Genomic DNA, 5,812 nt, shown 5'->3' with positions numbered 1-5,812 from the left:
CGCCCCTCCCGCACCGTCCGGCCCCGCCGCGGCCGAACGCGCCCCTGCGCGTTTCCGCAGCCGGGAGCCGCCCTGCTGCCTGCCGAAGGACCAGACACCGCCATGGCCGACACGCCGCGCAAGCCCGCCGCCCCGACCCGCCGCAAGGCCGGCCGCCACCGCGGCGAGGGTCAGTGGGCAGCCGGGCACTTCACCCCGCTCAACGCCAACGAGCAGACCAAGAAGGACGACGACGGTCTCAATGTGCGGACACGCATTGAGACGATCTACGCCCACCGCGGTTTCGACTCCATCGACGGCGCCGACCTGCGGGGCCGGATGCGCTGGTGGGGCCTCTACACCCAGCGCCGTCCCGGTATCGACGGCGGCCGGACCGCGATCCTGGAGCCCGAGGAGCTGGACGACGAGTACTTCATGCTCCGGGTCCGCATCGACGGCGGCCGGTTGAGCACCGAGCAACTGCGGGTACTGGCGCAGATCTCCGAGGAGTTCGCCCGGGGCACCGCCGACATCACCGACCGGCAGAACCTCCAGTACCACTGGATCCGTGTCGAGGACGTGCCGGAGATCTGGCGCCGGCTGGAGGCCGTGGGCCTGTCCACCACCGAGGCGTGCGGTGACACCCCCCGCGTCATCCTCGGTTCGCCGGTCGCCGGCATCGCCGCCGACGAGATCATCGACGGCACCCCCGCCATCGAGGAGGTCCAGCGCCGGGTCGTCGGCAACAAGGCGTTCTCCAACCTGCCGCGCAAGTTCAAGTCGGCCGTCTCCGGCTCCCCGCTGCTGGACGTGGCCCACGAGATCAACGACGTCTCCTTCGTCGGCGTGCGCCACCCCGAGCACGGCCCGGGCTTCGACGTGTGGGTCGGCGGCGGCCTGTCCACCAACCCCAAGGTCGGGGTGCGGCTGGGCGCCTGGGTGGCACTGGAGGACGTCGCGGACGTCTTCGAGGGGGTCGTCTCGATCTTCCGCGACCACGGCTACCGCCGCCTGCGCACCCGGGCCCGCCTGAAGTTCCTGGTCGCCGACTGGGGCGCGGAGAAGTTCCGGCAGGTCCTGGAGGACGACTACCTCGGCCGCAAGTTGCTCGACGGCCCCGCCCCCGACGTGCCGGTGGAGCGGTGGCGCGATCACGTGGGCGTCCACCGCCAGCGCGACGGCCGCTTCTACGTCGGCTTCGCCCCCCGGGTGGGCCGGGTGGACGGCGCCACCCTGGGCCGCGTCGCCGACCTCGCCGAGGAACACGGTTCCCTCCGGGTCCGCACCACCGTCGAACAGAAGATGATCATCCTCGACGTGCCCAAGGAGCGCGTGGAGTCGCTGGTCGCCGGGCTGGAGGGGCTGGACCTGCGGGTCACCCCCACCCCGTTCCGCCGCGGCACCATGGCCTGCACCGGCATCGAGTTCTGCAAGCTCGCCATCGTCGAGACCAAGGGGCGCGCCTCCTCGCTCATCGACGAACTCGAGAAGCGGATGCCGGACTTCGAGGAGCCCATCACCATCAACGTCAACGGCTGCCCCAACTCCTGTGCCCGCATCCAGGTCGCGGACATCGGTCTCAAGGGGCAGTTGGTCACCGACTCCGAGGGGCGGCAGGTGGAGGGCTACCAGGTCCACCTCGGCGGGTCGCTGGGCCTGGACCCCGGCTTCGGTCGCAAGGTGCGCGGGCTGAAGGTCACCGCCGAGGAACTGCCCGACTACGTCGAGCGGGTGCTGCGGGCCTTCTCCGAACAGCGCGAGGAGGGCGAGCGCTTCGCCCAGTGGGCCGCCCGCGCCGACGAGAAGGCGCTGTCGTGAGCGAGCGCGCCGCCCCCTACCACTGCCCGTACTGCGGGGACGAGGACCTGCGCCCCAACGAGGAGGGTCACGGCACCTGGGAGTGCGCGGCCTGCAACCGCGCCTTCCGTCTGAAGTTCCTGGGTCTGCTGGCCTCCGGACTGCGCCGCACCGGCGGGGGCGGCAACCGTCCCGACGACTCCGAGGGGAGCGCCGCATGATCCCCACCGCCACGGAGGATCGGCGCGAACTCGCCGAGCGGGCGGGCCGCGACCTGGAGGACGCCTCCGCCTCCGACATCCTGCGCTGGGCCGTGGAGACCTTCGGGCCCCGCTTCTGCGTCACCTCCTCGATGGAGGACGCGGTCGTGGCCCACCTGGCCTCCCGGGTGGCACCGGGTGTGGACGTGGTCTTCCTGGACACCGGCTACCACTTCCCCGAGACCATCGGCACCCGGGACGCGGTGGCCGCCGTCATGGACGTCAACGTCATCACCCTCACCCCCCGGCGGACGGTGGCCGAACAGGACGCCGAGCACGGACCGCGCCTGCACGACCGCGACCCCGACCTGTGCTGCGCGCTGCGCAAGGTCGAACCGCTCGAGCGCGGCCTGGCCGGCTACGACGCCTGGGCCACCGGCCTGCGGCGCGAGGAGTCCCCCACCCGGGCGAACACCCCGGTCGTGGGATGGGACGAGCGCCGCCGCAAGGTGAAGGTCTCCCCCATCGCCCGCTGGACGCAGGACGACGTGGACGCCTACGTCGCCGAGCACGGCGTGCTGACCAACCCCCTCCTCCAGGACGGCTACGCCTCCATCGGCTGCGCCCCCTGCACCCGGCGGGTCGCCGCCGGTGAGGACGCCCGGGCGGGCCGCTGGGCCGGCCGGGGCAAGACCGAGTGCGGGTTGCACGGCTGATGACACCCCCGCCCCTCCGATCACCCCGATCCATTCGGCCCTCCCGGGCCCACCGGGAACCGACGACGCACCGCGAAGGGAACGCGAGATGAGCAGCGGCACCGATCTGCCGGGCGCCACCGTCTGGCTCACCGGGCTGCCGAGCGCGGGCAAGACCACCATCGCCCGCGCCGTCGCCGACCGACTGACCGCCACCGGACGCCGCGCGGAGGTGCTGGACGGCGACGAGATCCGCGAGTTCCTCTCCGCCGGCCTCGGCTTCTCCCGCGAGGACCGGGACACCAACGTGCGGCGGATCGGCTTCGTCGCCGAACTGCTGGCCTCCAACGGGGTGATCGCCCTGGTGCCGGTCATCGCGCCGTACGCCGACAGCCGCAAGGCCGTGCGCGCCCGGCACGACGCCGAGGGCACCGCCTACCTGGAGGTGCACGTGGCCACGCCCGTGGAGGTGTGCTCGGAGCGGGACGTCAAGGGCCTGTACGCCCGACAGGCGGCCGGTGAGCTGTCCGGCCTGACCGGGGTGGACGACCCGTACGAGGCACCGACCGACCCGGAGTTGCGGATCGGGACGCACGGGCGGACCGTCGCCGAGTCCGCCGACGCCGTGTACGCGCTGCTGACCGAGAGGGGACTGGCATGACGGCCTCGACCACCACGGCGACCCCGGTGGACACCGGCCCGGCCGCCGCCGCCGGTGCCGCCGGTGCCGCCGGTGACAACCCGTTCGCGCTCTCCCACCTGGACGCGTTGGAGTCGGAGGCGGTGCACGTCTTCCGCGAGGTGGCGGGCGAGTTCGAGCGGCCGGTGATCCTGTTCTCCGGCGGCAAGGACTCGATCGTCATGCTGCACCTGGCGCTGAAGGCGTTCGCGCCGGCACCGGTGCCGTTCACGCTGCTGCACGTGGACACCGGCCACAACTTCCCCGAGGTCATCGACTACCGCGACCGCACGGTGGCCCGGCACGGGCTGCGGCTGCACGTGGCCTCGGTGCAGGAGTTCATCGACCGCGGCGAACTGCGCGAACGCCCCGACGGCACCCGCAACCCGCTGCAGACCGTGCCGCTGCTGGACGCCATCACGGGCAACCGTTTCGACGCGGTCTTCGGCGGGGGGCGACGGGACGAGGAGAAGGCCCGGGCCAAGGAACGGGTGTTCTCCCTGCGCGACGAGTTCGGCGGCTGGGACCCGCGCCGGCAGCGCCCGGAGCTGTGGCAGCTCTACAACGGCCGGCACGCGCCCGGTGAGCACGTGCGGGTCTTCCCGCTGTCGAACTGGACCGAGCTGGACGTGTGGCAGTACATCGAGCGCGAGGGCATCGAGCTGCCGTCGATCTACTACGCCCACCGGCGCAAGGTCTTCGCCCGTGACGGCATGTGGCTGGCGCCCGGCGAGTGGGGCGGGCCGCGCGAGGGCGAGCCGATGGAGGAGCGCCTGGTGCGCTACCGCACCGTCGGCGACATGTCGTGTACCGGTGCGGTGAACTCCGACGCCGACACCATCGCCAAGGTGATCGTCGAGATCGCCGCCTCCCGACTGACCGAGCGCGGCGCCACCCGGGCGGACGACAAGCTGTCGGAGGCCGCCATGGAGGACCGCAAGCGCGAGGGGTACTTCTGATGACGACCACACCCGCACCCACCACCGCCCCGGCGGCCCCCCCGGCCGCGTCGGCGTCGGCCTCTTCCGCCTCTTCGACCTCTTCCACAACGTTGCTGCGGTTCGCGACCGCCGGTTCGGTGGACGACGGCAAGTCCACCCTGGTGGGCCGGCTGCTGCACGACTCCAAGTCGGTGCTCGCCGACCAGTTGGAGGCCGTCGAACACGCCTCCCGCAGCCGGGGACACAGTGCCCCGGACCTGGCGCTGCTCACCGACGGTCTGCGCGCCGAGCGCGAGCAGGGCATCACCATCGACGTGGCCTACCGCTACTTCGCCACCCCCGCGCGCCGGTTCATCCTCGCCGACACCCCGGGGCACGTGCAGTACACCCGCAACATGGTCACCGGCGCCTCCACCGCCCACCTGACCGTCATCCTGGTCGACGCCCGCCACGGGGTGGTCGAGCAGACCCGCCGGCACGCGGCGGTCGCCGCGCTGCTGCGGGTGCCGCACGTCGTGCTGGCGGTCAACAAGATGGACCTCATCGACCACGACGAGGCCGCCTTCACCGCCATCGCCGCCGAGTTCACCGGCTACGCCGCCTCCCTGGGCGTGCCCGAGGTCACCGCCATCCCGATCTCCGCGCTCAACGGCGACAACGTCGTGGTCCGCTCGGCGACCATGGACTGGTACACCGGGCCCACCGTGCTGGAGCACCTGGAGGGCGTGGAGGTGGGTCACGACCCCACCGAGGAGCCGGCCCGCTTCCCCGTGCAGTACGTCATCCGCCCGCAGAGCGCCGAGCTGCCGGACTACCGCGGCTATGCCGGGCAGATCGCCGCCGGGGTGCTGCGCGTGGGACAGTCGGTCACCGTGCTGCCCTCGGGCCGGACCACCACGATCGAGGGCATCGACCTGCTCGGCGAGCCGGTGGACGTGGCATGGGCCCCGCAGTCGGTCACCGTGCGCCTGACCGACGACCTCGACGTCTCGCGCGGGGACCTGATCGCCGCCGACTCCGTCACCGAGTCGATCCGCGAGATCACCGCCACCGTCTGCCACCTGCACGACCGCCCCCTGACCCCCGGCGCGCGGGTGCTGCTCAAGCACACCACCCGCACCGTCAAGGCGATCGTCGCCGACATTCCCTCCCGGCTCTCGCTGAGCGACCTCTCGCAGGAGCCGAACCCCGGCGAGCTGGTCGCCAACGACATCGGCCGGGTCACCGTGCGCACAGCCGAGCCGCTGGCCGTGGACGCCTACGCCGACTCCCGCCGCACCGGCTCCTTCCTGCTGATCGACCCCGCCGACGGCTCCACCCTCACCGCCGCCATGGCGGGCGAGGCCTTCACCGCCGCCCGCGGCGCCGGGGAGTCCTCCCCCACCGCCCCCGACGACGAAGGCTGGGATTTCTGAGATGACCGAACGGTTCCCCCACCGACGGGGGCGAGGACTCCCGCGCGGGGGGCCGTGCCGGCGGGACGCCTTCGCCGGTTTCGATCGGATCGGCGGACGGGTGGGC

At 72.6% G+C, this 5,812-nt stretch carries 6 protein-coding genes; all 6 read left to right on the top strand.

What is annotated here, in order from left to right; genetic code table 11:
* Positions 1-102: 102 nt before the first annotated feature.
* The gene (locus tag FNQ90_RS10495) at positions 103-1,797 is read left to right on the top strand and encodes a nitrite/sulfite reductase (protein ID WP_182606124.1); all 1,695 of its coding nucleotides are present in this window, start codon (positions 103-105) and stop codon (positions 1,795-1,797) included.
* Positions 1,794-1,997, top strand: coding sequence for a hypothetical protein (locus FNQ90_RS10490; RefSeq protein ID WP_182606123.1), 204 nt, complete (start codon positions 1,794-1,796; stop codon positions 1,995-1,997). The genes FNQ90_RS10495 and FNQ90_RS10490 overlap by 4 nt, the downstream gene beginning before the upstream one ends.
* Entirely contained in the window at positions 1,994-2,692 is a 699-nt protein-coding gene (locus FNQ90_RS10485; protein WP_182606122.1) for a phosphoadenylyl-sulfate reductase, read from the top strand. The genes FNQ90_RS10490 and FNQ90_RS10485 overlap by 4 nt, the downstream gene beginning before the upstream one ends.
* Before the next feature lie 88 nt (positions 2,693-2,780).
* Positions 2,781-3,332 (top strand): adenylyl-sulfate kinase, encoded by a 552-nt coding sequence (cysC, locus tag FNQ90_RS10480; protein ID WP_182606121.1) that lies wholly within the window; start codon positions 2,781-2,783, stop codon positions 3,330-3,332.
* Positions 3,329-4,309 carry a sulfate adenylyltransferase subunit CysD gene (gene cysD, locus FNQ90_RS10475; protein ID WP_194432400.1) on the top strand — a complete coding sequence of 327 codons (981 nt, stop codon included), beginning with the start codon at positions 3,329-3,331 and terminating at the stop codon, positions 4,307-4,309. Before cysC ends, cysD begins: the two co-directional genes overlap by 4 nt.
* A complete protein-coding gene (locus tag FNQ90_RS10470; protein WP_182606120.1) occupies positions 4,309-5,706 on the top strand; it encodes a sulfate adenylyltransferase subunit 1 in 1,398 nt (465 codons plus the stop codon). Before cysD ends, FNQ90_RS10470 begins: the two co-directional genes overlap by 1 nt.
* The last annotated feature ends 106 nt before the right edge of the window (positions 5,707-5,812 follow it).

The organism is Streptomyces alkaliphilus, assembly GCF_014141535.1.
In the GTDB taxonomy this organism is placed as follows: Bacteria; Actinomycetota; Actinomycetes; order Streptomycetales; family Streptomycetaceae; genus Streptomyces; species Streptomyces alkaliphilus.
This window is presented reverse-complemented; position numbering and strand designations above follow the sequence as displayed.